13 protein-coding genes and 1 tRNA gene are annotated in these 16,217 nt (G+C 48.9%); 11 read left to right on the top strand and 3 right to left on the bottom strand.

The genetic code is table 11. From position 1 onward, the window contains the following. Positions 1-48: 48 nt before the first annotated feature. Both H6F51_10085 and H6F51_10080 read right to left on the bottom strand, forming a co-directional pair. A complete protein-coding gene (locus tag H6F51_10085; GenBank protein ID MBD1822841.1) occupies positions 49-588 on the bottom strand; it encodes an SH3 domain-containing protein in 540 nt (179 codons plus the stop codon). A 120-nt stretch (positions 589-708) separates the two neighbouring features. Beyond that, positions 709-779 (bottom strand) — tRNA-Gly (locus H6F51_10080). Positions 780-927: 148 nt separating this feature from the next. Here H6F51_10080 and rplI point away from each other — a divergent pair. The 11 genes from rplI to H6F51_10025 all read left to right on the top strand — a co-directional run bounded on the left by rplI (position 928) and on the right by H6F51_10025 (position 15,072). After that, the gene (gene rplI / locus H6F51_10075) at positions 928-1,386 is read left to right on the top strand and encodes a 50S ribosomal protein L9 (protein MBD1822840.1); all 459 of its coding nucleotides are present in this window, start codon (positions 928-930) and stop codon (positions 1,384-1,386) included. A 111-nt stretch (positions 1,387-1,497) separates the two neighbouring features. Beyond that, positions 1,498-2,859 carry a replicative DNA helicase gene (gene dnaB, locus H6F51_10070; GenBank protein MBD1822839.1) on the top strand — a complete coding sequence of 454 codons (1,362 nt, stop codon included), beginning with the start codon at positions 1,498-1,500 and terminating at the stop codon, positions 2,857-2,859. Between the two features lie 74 nt (positions 2,860-2,933). After that, entirely contained in the window at positions 2,934-3,695 is a 762-nt protein-coding gene (locus tag H6F51_10065) for a M48 family metallopeptidase (GenBank protein ID MBD1822838.1), read from the top strand. Positions 3,696-3,763: 68 nt separating this feature from the next. Continuing rightward, positions 3,764-3,964 carry a hypothetical protein gene (locus H6F51_10060; protein ID MBD1822837.1) on the top strand — a complete coding sequence of 67 codons (201 nt, stop codon included), beginning with the start codon at positions 3,764-3,766 and terminating at the stop codon, positions 3,962-3,964. A gap of 329 nt (positions 3,965-4,293) precedes the next feature. Continuing rightward, positions 4,294-5,382 (top strand): glycosyltransferase, encoded by a 1,089-nt coding sequence (locus H6F51_10055; protein ID MBD1822836.1) that lies wholly within the window; start codon positions 4,294-4,296, stop codon positions 5,380-5,382. Positions 5,383-5,438: 56 nt separating this feature from the next. Beyond that, positions 5,439-7,655, top strand: coding sequence for a polysaccharide biosynthesis tyrosine autokinase (locus H6F51_10050; protein ID MBD1822835.1), 2,217 nt, complete (start codon positions 5,439-5,441; stop codon positions 7,653-7,655). 658 nt (positions 7,656-8,313) lie between these two features. Next, complete coding sequence (locus H6F51_10045) at positions 8,314-9,264, top strand: sugar transferase (protein MBD1822834.1); 951 nt, start codon at positions 8,314-8,316, stop codon at positions 9,262-9,264. 19 nt (positions 9,265-9,283) lie between these two features. After that, positions 9,284-11,116 carry an ABC transporter ATP-binding protein gene (locus H6F51_10040; protein ID MBD1822833.1) on the top strand — a complete coding sequence of 611 codons (1,833 nt, stop codon included), beginning with the start codon at positions 9,284-9,286 and terminating at the stop codon, positions 11,114-11,116. A gap of 11 nt (positions 11,117-11,127) precedes the next feature. Beyond that, positions 11,128-12,291, top strand: coding sequence for a glycosyltransferase family 4 protein (locus H6F51_10035; protein MBD1822832.1), 1,164 nt, complete (start codon positions 11,128-11,130; stop codon positions 12,289-12,291). Between the two features lie 17 nt (positions 12,292-12,308). Further along, positions 12,309-13,448 (top strand): glycosyltransferase family 4 protein, encoded by a 1,140-nt coding sequence (locus tag H6F51_10030; GenBank protein ID MBD1822831.1) that lies wholly within the window; start codon positions 12,309-12,311, stop codon positions 13,446-13,448. A gap of 196 nt (positions 13,449-13,644) precedes the next feature. Continuing rightward, the gene (locus H6F51_10025; GenBank protein MBD1822830.1) at positions 13,645-15,072 is read left to right on the top strand and encodes an O-antigen ligase domain-containing protein; all 1,428 of its coding nucleotides are present in this window, start codon (positions 13,645-13,647) and stop codon (positions 15,070-15,072) included. On the opposite strand, the gene H6F51_10020 is transcribed toward H6F51_10025, so the two are convergent. After that, a complete protein-coding gene (locus H6F51_10020) occupies positions 15,053-16,204 on the bottom strand; it encodes an alanine--glyoxylate aminotransferase family protein (GenBank protein MBD1822829.1) in 1,152 nt (383 codons plus the stop codon). The two genes, H6F51_10025 and H6F51_10020, sit on opposite strands and share 20 nt — an antisense overlap. Positions 16,205-16,217 lie beyond the last annotated feature (13 nt).

The raw sequence follows: 16,217 nt of genomic DNA, 5'->3' as shown, positions 1-16,217 counted from the left end.
TGCATTAGTAAAATGCTACAAGCTTCTCATTGTCTTGATTGTGTGTCTTTATTGGCAATACACCAAATTGGTTCCGGGAGTATTCTGGAACCCGTTAGAAATCCAGCCTGACAGTGGTTTTGCAATATTGACCCAAATCCGACCGCCACTGATGCCAGTCGTTGCAGGGTTCGTTGTCAGAAATACCTGTGAGTTAAACGCTACGTTGCCCACGATCGGGGAATTAATATCCGCGCGTTGACGCACGATTAACCCTTGCGTTTGGCTCACTCGGCGACACGTTCCTTGGGGATTTGGCTGCGGCGGGCAAAGTTTCAGAGTTGCAGTCTGAACGAAGCCTGCTGTGGGAGCGCTCACACCAATGAATCCGTTTTGTGCGGCATTCTCACTCAATGTCACAGACTGGTTTTCAGCTAGAGTACGAACGACCGCGCTCGTTGACGATCGTTGAGCAAAGATTGCCGTAGATTGTTTTGCACAGCGAGCTTGACCTGTTAGCTGTGCGGATGCAGGAAGCGAGATTACAGGAGCCGCAAGGGCTGCGATCGTGACCGCCGAAAGCGACTGTTGCCAAAGATTTTGTTTCATATATTCAACTCCTCACAAGGTAGAACCTTTACCAGTGGTCTACCAGGGAATTATCCCACGGATAATACAAAAACCTGCCTTTGTTACGGCAGGTTTTACGATTTAGCGTCAATTGACCAAAGCGGGCACCGGGAATCGAACCCGGATATCCTGCTTGGAAGGCAGGTGTTTTACCACTAAACTATGCCCGCGCTGCTTACCGCTTTGTTTTGCGCTTTCTTACAATAGCACCTTTCTCGCAAATTGATGCAGTTTGATTAAAAAAATCTTCTACCCCAGTTTTCGCACTCTCCGGTAAAATAGACTATTTGTGCGGAAACAATCGAGAATACTGAAATTATGGCGAAGCGGATTCAGCTAGTTCTGACTCAGAACGTAAGCAAATTAGGACGCATCGGGGACTTGGTGGAAGTCGCTCCCGGTTATGCAAGAAACTATCTTGTGCCCCAAGGCAAGGCAACGACGGTCAATCCTGGCATTCTCAAGCAGGTCGCCCGTCGGCGTGAACTTGAAGAGCAGCGCTTAGCTGAATTGAGACAGCAAGCGGTGCAAATTGCAGCAGAAATCGAAACGGCAGGCGGATTCGATATCGAAAAGCAAGCCGGCGAAAACGATGCGATTTTCGGAACGGTGACCAATCAGGATGTCGCAGAAGCAATCAAGGCAAAGACCAATCAAGAGGTCGATCGCCGCACGATTACGCTTCCCGATATTCACAAAATCGGAGAGTACAAGGCGCAAGTCAAGCTGCATCCCGAAGTAACGGCAACGGTGGTGGTTCGAGTCGTTGCAGCTTAGTACAAGCCTACTATAAACTGCTAAGATTGAAGTACCTGTAGGGGTTGAGTTCCGTAGTTTTGTGGGATTCAGCCCCTTTGATCCATTCTCGCAATATTGCCCCTCAGCATCATGGTTCAAGAGTTTAATTTTCAACCCATTAACGATCGCATTCCACCCCAAAATTTGGATGCTGAAGAAGCCATTTTAGGGGGAATTCTGCTTGATCCAGAGGCAATTACGCGAGTGCTGGACATTCTGCGCCCGGAAGCGTTTTACAGTAGCGCTCATCAGGAGATTTACAAGGCTTGTGTGGCGCTGCATTATCAAGGGTCTCCCACGGATTTGATGAGCGTTTCGACCTGGCTTAACGATCGCGGACTGTTGGAAAAACTCGGTGGACAATCAAAACTGGTGCAATTAGTCGATCGCACGGTGAGCGCAGTCAACATTGATCAATATGCACAGTTAGTTGTAGATAAGTATCTACGGCGAAAGTTAATCAGCACTGGACATCAGATTTCTCAGCTTGGACATGAAACGGCGAAAGACTTAGAGAAAGTTCTGGATGAAGCTGAGCAGAAAGTTTTTAGCATTACACAGGTGCGCCCAAATCAGGGATTGATTCCGACAGCGGACATTTTGACCAAGACGTTCTCTGAAATTGAAGAACGATCGGCAGGGATGGCTTTACCGGGATTGGCTTCTGGTTTTTATGATCTCGATGGCAAGACTCAGGGCTTTCAGCGATCGGACTTGATTATCGTGGCGGGTCGTCCGTCAATGGGGAAAACAGCCTTCTGTCTAGGTTTGGGGCGCAACATTTCAGCACAGTACAAGCTCCCGATCGCGGTGTTTAGCTTGGAAATGTCAAAAGAGCAGATTGTGCAGCGATTGTTAGCCAGTGAGGCGCGAATCGAGAGTGGACGACTTCGATCGGGACGCATTGCTTCTCAAGATTGGGAGCCACTGGGCAATGCGATCGCCCGATTGTCTGAACTGAAGATTTTTATCGATGACACCCCTAACATTAGTGTGGTTGAGATGCGATCGCGTGCCCGGAAGCTACAAGCCGAACAGGGCGGCGTACTCGGCATGATTTTAATCGACTATCTGCAACTGATGGAAGGAAGCGGCAGTGAAAACCGGGTGCAAGAACTAGCGCGAATTACGCGGGCATTGAAAGGGTTAGCGCGGGAGTTAAATGTGCCTGTGATCGCGCTGTCTCAACTTAGTCGGAGTGTAGAATCACGCGCTGACAAGCGTCCAATGATGTCAGACCTTCGTGAAAGTGGTTCGATCGAGCAAGATGCCGATCTGGTGATGATGCTTTATCGGGATGAATACTACAATGAGGACACCCCCGATCGCGGCATTGCTGAAGTGATCATCACAAAGCACCGCAACGGGCCAACAGGAACAATCAAACTCCTATTCGAGCCGCAATTTACGCGATTTCTGAATCTAGCGGCACCAAATCGGTTCGATTCGTAACCAAATTGCTGATCCAATCCTAGCTGAATCGAGTAATATAAATGACGGGTTTGGAATTGCAACGATGCGTACCAATGGTTGAGTCAAGACTGATTCAGGGTCAGCCTGTGGAACTCCCTCAGTATCGAGTTCGAGAAAGCATTAAAGCGAAACACGTCAGCTTAAAAATGACGGTTCAGGGCGGCTTAGAAGTCATTATCCCACGCGGATTTGACCAAAGCCGCATTCCAGAAATTTTGCACACCAAGCAAAGCTGGATCGAGCGCACGATCGAACGCCTTGAAGAACAGCGCCAACAACTGTCGATCGATGCCTCTGCTGCGCTACCTGAACAGTTGCTTCTCAGAGCGATCGACCAAACCTGGGCGATCGAATATCAGCCGACTGGATTTTCGCGGGCAACGCTCAGCGAGAAAGGTAAATCGAGGTTGATTCTGCGCGGCAACACTCACAACGAAGAACTTTGTCGTTCCCTGTTGCAGCAGTGGTTAACCCATAAAGCTTATCAGCGGCTCGTACCTTGGCTGTGGTCAGTGAGCCAAGAACTCAACTTACCGTTTCACAAAGCCTCCATTCGCGGACAGAAAACCCTCTGGGCAAGCTGTTCTCAGCAATGCAGCATCAGCCTTAACTTCAAACTGCTGTTTCTGCCCCCTGAATTGGTGCGCTATGTCTTTGTGCATGAGCTCTGTCACACCGTACATCTCAATCATTCGGCACAATTCTGGGGACTTGTGCAAGAAAAAGATCCAAACTACAAAGCGATCGACAAAGAACTGCGGCAATCGAGCCATTATGTTCCTGCGTGGCTTGAAATGAATGGGGTGAGAGATTAACTCATGCTTGCGATAGGGGAAGTCAGCGATCGGACTTTCTAGGATTTTTAAAAATTCTAGATAAAACCATGACAGAACCGACAGAACGCTTACCGAAAGCCACCGATGACTCTGCACCTAAAAACCAAAAGGTGGTTGATCCTAACGATTTAGTTTATAGCGGTGGCTATCAGGGAGACCCGCGAGAACTTGTTGAAAATCCGGCTGTCACACCAGAAATGCCAAACGAACCTGGCGATCTTAGAGCCGATGAATTGGATGAAGATTAACCCTTTTCCGTATATTTTGGCATAACTTATACCTGTTTCGCATCTCTGTCACCGGAGAGATGATAACTTCTTCATGGTAAATTTACAGTTGCTTCGGTAGAAATTCGTTTTAAGCTCGGAGTAAATACGGTTGACGAAGTTTATCCATTGGGCTTCGTTTCGATTGTTTTACTTGGTTCTTCGGTCACTTGACTTGGAGGCGCTTTTCCTGATTTTCGTTGCTGTCTCAATCGGCTCTAGACTCGCCTGAGTTTTCACATTCAGCGAGCGGGGTGTTTCTGCTCAGACAATTTGATCGAATCGAATTGTTGGTTCTCTATGGTCTTGTCATGAAAGTAGCCCTCGTCCATGACTATCTGACTCAGCGGGGTGGTGCAGAGCGCGTCTTTGAGATGCTCTGTCAGCGCTATCCCGATGCCGATATCTATACCTCCCTGTATGAACCCGCATCCTCGATCGACTTTGGCGATCGTGCGGTGTTCACGACCTATCTACAGCAGCTTCCACAAGCTTCACGCTACTTCAAGCTTCTAGCGCCGCTGTACTATTCAGCATTTCGGGCGCTGGACTTGCGCGAGTATGACTTGATTATTAGCAGCACCACGAGCTTTGCCAAAGCTGTAAGAAAGCGTCCTGATGCGAAACATATTTGTTTTTGTCACAACATCACGCGATTTCTCTGGGACACTCAGACTTATCTGCGTGAATACACTGCTTATCGGCGCTTTCTGCCCCTCATCGAGCAAATCTTTCGGGCAATGCGAAAAGCTGACCTTGCTTACGCCCAAGAACCAGATGTCTACATTGCCAACTCTCACACCGTAGCGCGGCGAATTCAAGAGATTTACAGCAAGCCGGCTCACGTCGCGAACTGTCCAGTCGATAGCGAACAGTTTGACTTCTCACCTCAGAAAGAAGATTTCTATCTTGCTTCGGCTCGCTTGATTAGCTACAAGCGGTTAGATGTGGTGGTAGAAGCGTTTAATTGGCTGGGCTGGAAGCTGTTGATTACAGGAGACGGCCCAGAGCGCGACACGCTAGAAGCGCGAGCGCGGCAGAACGTGCAATTTTTAGGGCATGTCAGCGATGCGGAGCGCAAACAACTGATGTCTAAATCGCGATCGGTGATCGTGATGGCGCTGGAAGATTACGGATTGGTTCCGGTTGAGGCAAACGTAAGCGGAACTCCGGTAATCGCCTATGGAGAAGGCGGCGTTCTGGATACTCAGATTCCGGGAGTGACAGGTGTGTTCTTCAATTCTCAAACGCCTCACGCCCTCTACCGCGCTCTGCTCAAAGCCAAAACGATCGACTGGAACTATCACCGAATTCGCGAACACGCAGTGAGTCGCTTTTCCAAAGATGCGTTTTTTCAGTCGATCGACTCGGTGATCGCAGAGGTCTGTGGCACTGGCTAATTTAGTAAATTCATTTTTCTAGCTTCCTGAAATTTAAAATCAACGGAGTAACGATCGTGTCGCAAGGTAATCTTCCCCTCCTCAATTCATTCCCGTCGCAAGAACCCGATCCAGGGTACGGGCAACTTCTGGGCGTGTTGATGCGGCGGAAAGCTTGGTTTCTGGGCGCAATTGCGGGAACCGTGGCGCTGGCTGCGATCGTGACCTCGATCATGCCCCCTACCTATCGCAGCACCATGCAAATGCTGGTCGAGTCAAACTACCGAGAACGTCGCGCTCCGGGTGATAATCGTCCTTCCTTTGCTGATCCCAACGTCGAAAGCGATACCGCAACGCAGGTCAATTTAATGCGAAGCACTCAACTGCTGCAACGGGCTGTAGATGATCTGAAGCCGCGCTACAGCGATATCAGCGTCGATCGCTTAAGGCGGCGGCTGAATATTGCCCAAGTGCAGGAGCAGCGCGGCAATGAGCGCGTCACTACCAACATCGTGGAAATGAGCTACATCGATCACGATCGGATCAAAACCCGCGAGGTACTTAAAGCGCTGCAAAAGGTTTATCAGGACTACAACTTAGAACAGCAGCGCAATCGTTTGGCAAAGGGATTATCGTTCATTGACGGACAGATTCCGCAGGTGCAGGCGAAAGTAGATAAAGCCGAAGCCGCTTTAGAGCGGTTTCGCAAATCTGCGAACCTGATCGATCCCGAATTGCAATCAAAGGCGGTCGTAGAATCGCTGCGGGAATTGCAGAAAAATCAGCAAGCGAATCGCAGCGATCTTGCCAGTGCTCAGGCACGGTTTTACGCGCTCCAGCAGCAGTTAGCCCGATCGCCGCAGCAAGTCGCGATCGCGGCAAAACTTAGCCAATCTAAGCAATATCAAGCCTTACTGGGTGAAATTCAAAAAACTGAAGTTGCCTTAGCTCAGCAGCAAACGCGCTTTACCAGTAAAACTCCGTTTGTGCAGCAGCTTTTGGAGCAGCGTCAGCGCCAGCTTGGGTTGCTTCAGCAGGAGGCGCAGCGGGTCTTAGGCGCGAATGCGGGCGCGGTTGCAGGATCAAGCGATGCCCTGCTTTCCGCCGGACAGTTAGGGGATAACGATCTAAAATTTGCCAGCGACTTAACTCAGGCTCAGGTGGAGTTCTTTTCGGCGCAGGCGCGGGATCAAACGCTGGCAACAGAATCCCAGCGGCTCCAATCTCAACTCCAGCGATTTCCAGGTTTCTTATCGGAATACAACCGCCTCCAGCCTGCGGTGAAGCTGAACCGGGACACGCTGGATGAACTGCAAAAAGCGCGGCAAGATTTGGGTCTGGAAATTGCGCGGGGTGGTTTTGATTGGCAGGCGGTAGAGCAGCCAAAGTTTGGTCGGCAAGTTGGTCCAAATTGGTTACGCAATTTGCTGATTGGAGGTGCGGCGGGAGTCATGCTGGGGAGTGTAGCGGCGTTCCTGCGCGAATCGGCAGATAAATCGATTCGGACTTCCGAAGACTTAACCAAGCAGGCATCAATTCCGCTGATTGGGATGGTGCCGGAATTGCCGATGACCGAGATCATGCCAGTGACCAGTTTTGCGACTCATCGATCGCGCCTCGCCGGAGACATTGTCATGCCGCAAGTGCTGCATTGGGCACCGTTCCGCGAATCGCTGGATTTGATTTACAAGAATCTGCAACTGATGACCGATGGGAATCCGCTGCGATCGCTGGTGGTCACTTCAGCGTTAGCGGGTGAAGGCAAGTCAACTGTGGCGCTGGGCTTGGCGATTAGTGCAGCACGGCTGCATCAGCGCGTCCTGTTAATCGATGCTGATTTACGTCGTCCTGGACTGCATGAGCAATTGCAGCTCCCGAACGATCACGGGCTTTCGACATTGTTGACGAGCGATCGGGCGCTGTCGCAAGCCGCGATTCAGCCTGCGAGCATTTACAGCGATCTGCCAATCTCAGTATTAACTGCTGGCCCCACTCCTAGCGATTCCGTGCAGTTGCTCAGCTCCAAACGGATGCGCGATTTGATCACAGTGTTTGAGCAGCATTACGATCTGGTGATTTTAGATGCGCCACCCGTGTTGGGAATTGTGGATGCCTTATTGGCAGCTTCTTTCTGTGATGGAGCGCTGTTAGTCGGTCGGATGGGGCAGGTCAATCGGGATGAAGTGACGCAGGCAGTGGGGATGCTGAATCGGTTAAATCTCGTGGGTGTGGTTGCAAATTGTGCTGAAAGTGGAAATAGTTACTATTACCGCTCAACGACAACAACGCCTTAGAATTAATTCACAAATTGCAATTAAAAAAGAAGGCAATCAGATTTGCTTGGCTTGATTTGTCCTCTTTTTTTGATGCTAATTTCTAATCATTTTGGAAATTTCGACAGATTAAGAGATAATGCTTTCTATTACAGATTGATTCAGCAATAATCGAGTAGTTTTGACACAAGAGTTTAGGGCAACATCAACTACGATCGCTTGCTTTTTCTAAGTTGAATATCAAATATACTTTAGGACTAATGAGGGGCAACATGACGATCTGGGCATCACCAATTCGCACTCTAAAGTCAAGCGCCGACAGCGGTATTGCCGCTCGGCAGACGGGCGAAAGTAGAGCGGCTTCTTCATCGATTAAGCGGAGAAGAAGTATAAAATTATACTTACATAAGACAAGATCAAGTGATATGAATTGTTCAGTTCAGCTCAATTCTAGAATATGCACTTTTTCAGAATCAAAAATCATCACATTCTAACTTTTAGCAGATTTATCTTTGAGCGAATGAACTAGGATACAAAAAGCCAAAATAAATCTAGACTCGCTGTGATTCTAGACTGAAAATTAAAGTTTTACTAAAGTGATCCTGCTCGATTGATACCAGATTGACCGTTTAAATTCTCCATAGAAGATTCGATTTTCCGCGACTTTACCGGATACCTTATGACAACTTTTAATCCGCTAATTTTGCAAGAAACCTCAAGCTCAACTTGCGAAAAATTTCAGCAGAATAGCCGACGGTGTTTTCTGTACTGGCGGCAACGGCAGCTTCTGGTCTTACAATTTGCATCTCCAACTTCTAGCAGTAATGAAAAACAGCCTCCGCTGCCACCCCTGAGCGATCCAGGCTGGCTTTTAGACTGCTTGCAGCGATCGCCCATTCAGCGGGTTCGCATCGATCCAGGCTTAGGAGAAGCCACCGTTAAACAATGGGCAGATGTTTGCGAACAAGCCGGGAAAGACATTTATCTGCGCTTACCTTCTGCGGCACAGTTGCCGCAGAAGTGTAGAAGCATTCTCTGGGGCTGGAAACGAGCGCTTGATTGGGCTGTCGCTGCATTGCTTTTGGTTGTACTCAGTCCACTGCTCGTGGGGATTGCGATCGCGATTGCGCTTTCCTCTCCGGGAGCGGTAGTTTTCAGCCAGTGGCGCGTCGGTCAGCGCGGCAAACTATTTCGAGTACTGAAGTTTCGCACAATGGTTGCAGATGCAGAGCAAGCCCATCACGGCATTATGGCGAATCAAGGCGCGGGCTGTCTGCACAAGCGCGAAGACGATCCGAGAATTACCCCCTTGGGCAAATGGTTGCGCCGCTATAGCTTGGATGAATTGCCGCAGCTAATTAATGTGTTGCGGGGTGAAATGAGCCTAGTCGGACCGCGACCCTGGGCGCTGTATGATGCGGTGCGAATTCGTCCAGAAATGCAGGAGCGATTGAACGCGCTACCGGGAATTACGGGAGCATGGCAGGTTGAAGCCCGATCAACGCTGCTGGATCTTGATGCGGTCAATCGTAGAGATTTAGAATATTTGAAAAATTGGTCATTGGGAGGAGATTTCAAGATTCTATTGCAGACCGTTCCCAAAGTTTTATCGGGCTTTGGAGCGTTTTAGAGCTTCCCCCAGAGGAAAGATGAGTGTCGCACAACGCATTAAGCGATCGTTGAGAGCAACTCGGTTTTGGCAAGAAAATGCCTTTATTTTGCGAGAATTCAACTCTTTTCCTCGAATTGCGATCGCAGCAATTTTGTTTGCCGTCGCATCTGCGACCTTTGAAGGATTTGGGCTGGGATTTCTGCTGGCATTTCTACAAAGTCTGATTAGTCCGAATCTTGAACCGTTCAGAACAGGAATTCACTGGTTTGATCTTTTCATTCTTGGCATCGATCGCAGTGCGACTGAGCGACTCTTGCGGGTATCGAGTTTGATTTTGCTATCAGTTTGGGTTCGGGCTGGGTTTAACTATTTGACTCAGGTTTATACCGAACTGACGCAGCAAACGTTAGTCGATCGATTGCGGAAGCGGATCTTTGAGCAATTGCAAGCGGTGAGTTTAAGCTACTTCAATCAGACTGCTGCAGGTGAATTGATCAATACAATCACTAGCGAAATCGGTCGGCTTAATTATGCTTGTACATTAGTTGCTTTTATCATCACTAAGCTATTAGCCTTGGTACTGTATTTCGTATTGCTGTTTACGATCTCCTGGAAATTCACGATCGTTTCTCTGGTGTTGTTTAGCTTGATTGGAGTTGTATTGTCGCAAGTTAACAGTCGGGTGAGAGCGAGGAGTCTTGCTGTTTCCGCAGCGAATGAAGGGTTTACCAGTAGAGCGCTAGAATTTATCACAGGAATTCGGACGGTGCAAGCCTTTGCGACTCAGGACTATGAGCGTCAGCGGTTTTATGCTGCAAGTTCGCAAGTTGTTCGAGCGGGAATGCGATCGGTGCGCCAATCGGCGATCGTGCGTCCTTTAGCAGAAGGACTGGCAACTACGGTACTGATTTTGATGATCATTCTTGCGATCGCGGTTTTTGTGCAAAACGGATCGCTTCAGACTGCATCGCTCCTCACGTTTTTGTTTGTGTTGTTTCGGTTGGTTCCTGTCGTTTACGAAGCGAACTCGACTCGCGTTCAACTCACGGCTGTCACTGGCTCGATTCGGAATCTGCGCGAGCTGCTGCGGCGCGATAACAAGCCCTATTTGCAGGAGGGCGATCGGATCTTTGACGGATTGAAGCACTCGATCGAATTTCAGGCGGTCGATTTTGGCTACGATCCGCAGCAGCTTGTGCTAAAGGAAGTCTCGTTGTGCATTGCGAAAGGAAAAACGACTGCGATCGTGGGCGGTTCTGGCGCGGGAAAAACGACGCTGGTGGATTTGATTCCGCGATTTTATGATCCGACGGCTGGCAAGGTTTTATTTGATGGCGAGGATGTCCGACGCTTTGCGATTCAGTCGCTGCGGCGCAGAATTGCGATCGTCAGTCAGGATACGTTTATTTTTAATACGTCGGTACGCGAGAACATTGCTTACGGATTGAATGATGTCAGCGATCAAGAAGTTTGGCAAGTTGCCGAGCAAGCGAATGCTTTGAAGTTCATTCTGGAACTGCCGGAGCAATTTGAAACGGTGTTGGGCGATCGCGGGGTGCGGCTATCTGGCGGACAGCGACAACGGCTAGCGATCGCACGAGCGTTGCTACGCGATCCAGAGATTCTCATTCTCGATGAAGCGACGAGCGCACTAGATTCGGAATCAGAACGGTTGATTCAGCAATCTTTGGAGCGATTATCGCAGGGGCGAACGGTGATCACGATCGCGCATCGGCTTTCGACCATTATCAAAGCGGATCAAGTTGTGGTAATGGAGCAGGGGCGGGTGGTTGAGCAGGGGAGTTATCAGGCGTTGTTAGCGCAGCAGGGAAGACTTTGGCACTATCACCGCATTCAGCATGAAGCGTGAGCGATTTAAAGATGAATTTAATTGTGCTGGAGAATCACGTTACCCGTCAGCGTGGGGGGCAAGAATTGAACTTGCTAGAAATTTGTCGCGGCTTGTTTCAACGGGGGCATCGGATTACTTTGCTGTATCTGAAAGCCGGTGATTTACTGCCGCAGTATCAGTCTTTTTGCGATCGCACCATTCAAATTAGCGCTTATGGCTTTGATTGGCGAAGCTTCAGGAGTACGCTGCAATTTTTGCCAGGTTTGATCAAGCTAGGGCAAATGGCGATCGCGCCTAATTCGATCGTTTTCTGTAACGATTATCACTTCTCATTATTTGCTTCTGCGCTGTCGTTTTTCCATCAATTGCCGTATGTGTGCTATTTACAACTTCCGCCGATTAACTTAAATCGTCAGCGTAAATTTGGATTGCGTCGAGTGGATCGATTTATCGCAGTTTCACAGCAAACAAAGCAAGATTGGGTCGCATTTGGGATTGAGCACGATCGAATTCAAGTAGTTTACAACGGGGTTGATTTAGAGAAGTTCAAGCCTACTGAGAATTTGGTGCAAATTCGGCAACAATGGCAGGTTTCTGATGATACAAAGATCATCTCCTACATCGGTAGAATTGACCGAGAAAAAGGACTAGAAACGCTAATCAAAGCGGCAGCAATCTTAATCAAGAAAGGAAGAAGAATTAGAGTTTTGATTGCTGGAAAACCTGTTGTGCATTACAGTTTTGCCAGGAAACGTGAGTGCGAAGATGAAGGAATGGACTATCTACGATCGCTCAATCAACTCGTTGAGGCACAAGGAATTTCTCATCAAGTTCAGTTTGTTGGACATCTCGCAAATCCAGTGTCTCTGTATCAAGCTAGCGATGTCAACGTTTTACCGAGTGTATGGAGCGAACCTTGTAGTTTAGGCTTGTTTGAATCGTTATCCTGCGGCGTTCCTAAAATTGCCAGCCGGATCGGTGGAAATCCCGAAATTCTTACCGGATTTGCGGATTTCCTGTTTATTCCAGGCGATGAGAATGATTTAGCAAATTGTCTCGATCGAGTTCTGGATTGGCGGGAAAAAGATCCCTCTTTGGAGACAAGATGTCGGCAACACGTTTTAGATTATTTTAGCTACAAGAAAATGATTGACGGTATCGAAAAGAACTTGCTTGAACTGCATTGTGTGTGACCCTCGCTTAATTTTTTATGAAAACACTTTTTACGTTTCACTATCCTGCTGATCCTAATGCGGGTGGCCCTGGTGTTACTTGGCGCTTGGGTCAGGAATACGAAAAACTGGGGCATCAAACTGAGTTTTATTCACTCGATGATCTGCCGAAACAATTACCGCCGCTATTGAAATTTGTCTTCTTTCCAGAATTTACAACCGCAAAAATTCTACGATCGCTCTCTTCGATCGATGTGATTGATGCTTCGACAGCAGATGCTTGGATTTGGGGGTTGATTCTGCAAAAGTTTCACAAATCGCGTCCGCTACTCGTCTGCCGTTGCCACGGGCTAGAACATATCGAGCACCTGGAATATCTCGAAGAAGCACAGCGCGGAAACCTCAAACTCGAATGGAAATACCTGCTCTATCGCGCCAGTATTCGCCTTTGGGAAGTCGCAACCTCAATGCGACAGTCTGATTTGGTGCTGTTGCTGAATCATCGCGATCGGGATTACGTGGTCGAGAAATTGGGGGTTCATCCCGATCGTGCTCATGTTGTCGCCAATGGGATTCCAGAAGCGATGTTGAATCTGGCGTTTGAGCCAACCCCTTCAGAAAATGAGCCGATCAAAATTGCTCAAGTGAGTAGCTACATCGTTCGTAAAGGCATTCAATACGGTACACCTGCGCTCAATGCCATTCTCAAGCGCTATCCGAAAGTAGAAGTGAGTCTATTCGGAACCGAGTGCCCCGCTGAGCAGGTGTATTCTGATTTCGATCCAGAAGTGCGCGATCGGGTGACTGTGATTCCGTATTATGAAAATCACCAACTCCCGGAGCTGCTTAAAGGACATCACATCAAAGTGCTACCGACCATTTCAGAAGGATTCGGGGTGGCGCTGGTAGAAGCCATGGCGTGTGGATTGGCTCCTGTCACTACAACGGCTCCCGGCCCCTTGGAAATTGTGCGCGATGGTGAAACTGGACTGATCGTACCTTGTCGCGATCGTGAAGCCTTTGAGCAAGCGGTTGAAACGCTGATTCTCGATCGTTCCATGCTCGATCGTCTGCGGCAAAATGCTTATCGAGCAGCACAGCGCTACAGTTGGAAAAATATCGCTCAAGACAATCTCACGCTCTACGATGCCGCTTGGCGAATGCGATCGACATCCTGAATCTCAATCCGGCAAAATTCGCTTCGATGCTGAATCCAGGTCGCCCTAAATTCCCCACAAGCGGGGGACTTCAGCCAATAATTCAAAGTCCCTCACTCGTAAGGGATTTAGGGAGCAAGAAGCCGCCCAAACCAGAGCAAAAATCTCCTCTTCCTACATTCCACCTCTACTAGCCCAGACTCACCCCACCGACTTTATGTACAGCACCCAACCCCAACCCAAATCCCCGCAACTCTCTGAACCCTGGCTTCTGATTGGGGGATTGATTGCGTTTACGGTGCTGTGTCTTGCGGTTAACGTTGCCTCAATTCTTAGACTTGCTTTTCCTATCGGAAGTTTAGCAGTGGGAGCGCTGCTATTTTTTCGCTACCCAATGTTCTACATTGGCTTTACCTGGTGGCTTTGGTTTCTCACACCCTTTGTCCGACGCCTGATCGATTGGGAGGTTGGATGGCTTGATCCTAATCCAGTTTTACTAGCTCCGTTTCTAGTGTCATTATTATCGACGCTAACATTGCTGATTCAATTGCCCAAAGCAATTCGAGGGAATGGTTTACCGTTTGTCCTATCTACGATCGCAGTGTTATACGGAGCGTTTATCGGACTAATGGAATATCAGATCCAAACGGTGATCGTTGCGCTGTTAAACTGGCTGACTCCGATCGTGTTTGGCTATTACTTATTTTCTCACTGGCGACGATTTCCAGAACTCAAGCGCGTTACAGAGCGAGTATTTCTCTGGGGAACACTGGTGATGGGCGTTTACGGTGTCATTCAGTTCCTAGTTGCGCCTTTGTGGGATCAGTATTGGCTACAAAATCTGATTAACGTTCTGATGATTTATTCATTTGGAACACCGAACCCGTTATCGATTCGAGTCTTTAGCACGATGCACTCTCCACAGCCGTTCGCCGCAACGATGGTGGCGGGTGTCTTATTACTGTTTGCGATTAAGAGTCCGTTGAAGCTTGTATCATCAGGATTCGGATATCTTGCATTGCTGCTAACGTTGGTGAGAACCGCTTGGTTAAGCTGGCTCATCGGATTGATTGTCTATCTCCCATCGTTGAAACCCAGGCTGCAAATGCGACTGATCGTCACGTTGATGCTGATGTCGCTGGCTGTGTTGCCCTTAACGATGGTTGAGCCATTCTCAACGGTGATCAATTCGCGGCTACAAACATTCTTTGCAGGGCAGCAGGATGGCAGCTTTATCGATCGCAGTATCGGTTATACCAATCTTCTCAACGATGCCCTCAGCGAATTTGAAGGGCGTGGGTTAGGATACGTGATTCGAGATTCAAATATTGGGGGAAACGATAGCGGTATTCTTACGTTATTCCTCAATTTAGGCTGGGTTGGCACCATTCCTTATGTTGCAGGAATGGCACTGCTGGTGTTTGGAGCGCTGCAAGTCCGGCAAGCTTCGAGCGATCCATTTGTCGGAGCCTGTCGCGCTATTGTAATTGCGATCGTGTCGCAAATCAGTCTCAATACCGTCATGCTGATTCCGTTTGGCATGGTGCTATGGGGATTTATGGGGTTAACTGCTGCGGCTCGATTGTATGAAACGCAGCAAGCAGCAAACCCCATTGCGATCGTCCCTAACCTGCCAAAACTTTAGCCGCCGCCGCAATTCCTGCGCCAGGCGTAAAGCCATCGTAGCCAAGTTCTTGCAGGGTTGCTTCGAGCGCAGAAATCGCTGTGAGAATGTCGCGATCGCTAACAAATCCCAGGTGTCCAATGCGGAAAATCTGACCCTTGAGGTGATCTTGTCCGCCTGCCAGCGCAATATCAAACCGTTTCCGCATGATGCTACGAATTTTTTCTGCATCAACTCCGTTCGGCATTACCGCAGTAATCGCCGGACTGCTGCATTCATCTGCTGCAAACAAGGGCATTCCCAGCCCTTGAACCGCCGCACGGGTAGCTTGCCGATGCCGTTCATGTCGCGCAAAGATGTTTTCTAATCCTTCTGCCTGCATCATTCTCAATGCGGCTTGCATTGCGTAGAACAAGTTAATCGCAGGGGTGAATGGAGTGGTATCTTTGGCACTCGACTTGCGATATTTGCCCAAATCCAAATAGTAGCGGGGAAGTTTTGCCGTTTTGTACGCTTCCCAAGCTTTTGGGCTCACAGCAACAAAGCCTAATCCGGGTGGAATCATATAGCCTTTTTGCGATCCGGATGCAACCACATCTAAACCCCATTCATCGACAGGAACGCTGGTTGCTCCTAAGCTCGTCACCGTATCAACAATGATTAACGCTTCGCCGTGGGCTTTAACGTGGCGATTGATCGCTTCGAGATCGTTGATCACTCCGGTCGAGGTTTCGCTGTGCGTGATAATCACCGCTTTGATTTGCTTATCGCGATCGCTCTCCAACTTCTCGCGAAACACTTCGGGGTCAAGCGGTTTACCCCATTCTGCCGTGACGCGCTCGGTTTGCAGTCCATAAGCATCGGTGACTTCTGCCCAGCGCTCTCCAAACTTACCGTTTGATCCGACTAACACGCGATCGCCCGGACTGAGAAAGTTAATAATTCCGGCTTCCATTGCGCCTGTCCCACTGGCAGCCAGGATGAGTAAATCATTTTGCGTTTGGTGCAGCCATTTGAGATTTTGGGTGACTTCTGCCACAATTTTGCCAAAATCACCGCTCCGGTGTCCGATCGGATGTTTTGCCATTGCCGATAAGACCTGCTCCGGCACCGGAGTTGGTCCCGGAATCATGAGCATCAGCTTGTCGTCCATGTTGGGTTCCCTT

It is taken from the genome of Cyanobacteria bacterium FACHB-DQ100 (assembly GCA_014695195.1).
Classification (GTDB): domain Bacteria; phylum Cyanobacteriota; class Cyanobacteriia; order Leptolyngbyales; family Leptolyngbyaceae; genus Leptolyngbya.
This window is presented reverse-complemented; position numbering and strand designations above follow the sequence as displayed.